The organism is Moorena sp. SIO2C4, from assembly GCF_010672485.1.
Lineage (GTDB): Bacteria > Cyanobacteriota > Cyanobacteriia > Cyanobacteriales > Coleofasciculaceae > Moorena > Moorena producens.
Window position 1 is genome coordinate 1 of the sequence record NZ_JAAHGN010001383.1, and the last position, 1,589, is coordinate 1,589.

The following is a 1,589-nucleotide window of genomic DNA, read 5'->3' on the forward strand; positions in this document are numbered from 1 at the left end:
TCAGCAGTGGCAGCGGGATTAGTACCAATTACTCTTGGTTCTGATACCAATGGTTCAATCCGGGTACCAGCTGCGTTGTGTGGTACTTTTGGCTTAAAACCTACCTACGGACGATTGTCTCGCGCAGGGGTTTTCTTGTTTTCTGCTAGTTTGGATCATATCGGTCCGTTTGCTCGTTCTGTACGGGATATTGCTACTACTTTTGATATCCTTCAGGGAGCAGATCCCGCTGATCCAGTTTGTAGCAATCGTCTCCCAGAACTCTGTGTCCCCCACCTTAACGAAGGGATTGAAGGGTTACGGATTGGGGTTGCTGATGGGTATTTTGCTCAAGGGGCAGAACCAGAAGTCTTGGATGCTGTGGCTAAAGTGGCTAGTAGCTTGGATGTAACTGCCTCGGTTACTATCCCAGAAGCCAAGCGAGCCAGAGCAGCAGCTTATATTATTACAGCTAATGAAGGGTCAAACCTCCATTTGGACAATTTGCGTAAACGTCCCGATGATTTTGATCCAGCTACACGCGTACGCTTTTTAGCAGGTGCCCTAATTCCAGGCACTTGGTATATTCAAGCGCAACGGTTTCGACAATGGTTTCGCGATCGCATTCGGGAAGTCTTCCAAAATGTCGATATTATCCTCGCTCCCACTACCCCTTGTGTTGCTCCCCTACTGGGTCAAGAAAAAATGGTCATTGCTGGGGAAGAAGTGTTGGTTCGTCCAAACTTAGGATTATTTACTCAACCCTTATCCTTCATTGGCTTACCGGTCTTATCGGTACCAATTCACCGTCCTGGTCAAATGCCCTTAGGGGTACAAATTATTGCTGCACCCTACCATGAAGCCATGATTCTTAGAGTTGCTGCAGTGCTTGAGGAGCAAGGCATCGTTTCAGCAGCGGTTGTGTCTTAACAAATCGATGATTGAGACAATATTCTTTTACCGCAAATAGTTGTATAATAAAATATTAATTATTGCCACAATTCAAAAAGAAGTATAAAGAGTTAAGTATGAAACAATTTTATCTAGCATTTATCTAGCAGCATGCTCTCCCAGATTAAAGAGTTAGCCCAAGAACTTGCCCCGCGTCTGATCGAAATCCGCCGTCATCTCCACTCTCACCCAGAATTGAGTGGTCAAGAACACCAAACAGCCGCTTACGTAGCTGGGGTCCTATCCTCCTGTGGTCTTCATGTACAAGAAAGGATTGGCAAAACTGGTCTTATCGGTGAACTGATTGGTGGTACCGATGACCGATTAGTCGCACTGCGCACTGATATGGATGCTCTACCCATCACCGAACAAACTTGCCTCGATTTTGCCTCACATCAACCGGGAGTCATGCATGCCTGTGGTCATGATGTCCACACCACCGTAGGCTTAGGCACAGCTATGATTCTATCCCAACTCGGAGAAACTTTTCCTGGTAATACTCGCTTTCTGTTCCAACCAGCTGAGGAAATTGCTCAAGGTGCAAACTGGATTGTTAAAGATGGGGGCATGAAGGATGTCAGTGCTATCTTTGGTCTTCACGTTTTCCCATCAATTCCAGCAGGGTCTATTGGTATCCGCTATGGGGCATTAACAGCAGA

Annotated in this window: 2 protein-coding genes; both read left to right on the plus strand. The window is 46.3% G+C overall.

What is annotated here, in order from left to right; genetic code table 11:
- On the plus strand, positions 1-909 hold a 909-nt coding region (locus F6K20_RS37820; protein WP_287298299.1), incomplete at its 5' end, for an AtzE family amidohydrolase.
- A gap of 132 nt (positions 910-1,041) precedes the next feature.
- The coding region (locus tag F6K20_RS37825) for a M20 metallopeptidase family protein (protein ID WP_287298301.1) at positions 1,042-1,589 on the plus strand (548 nt) is incomplete at its 3' end.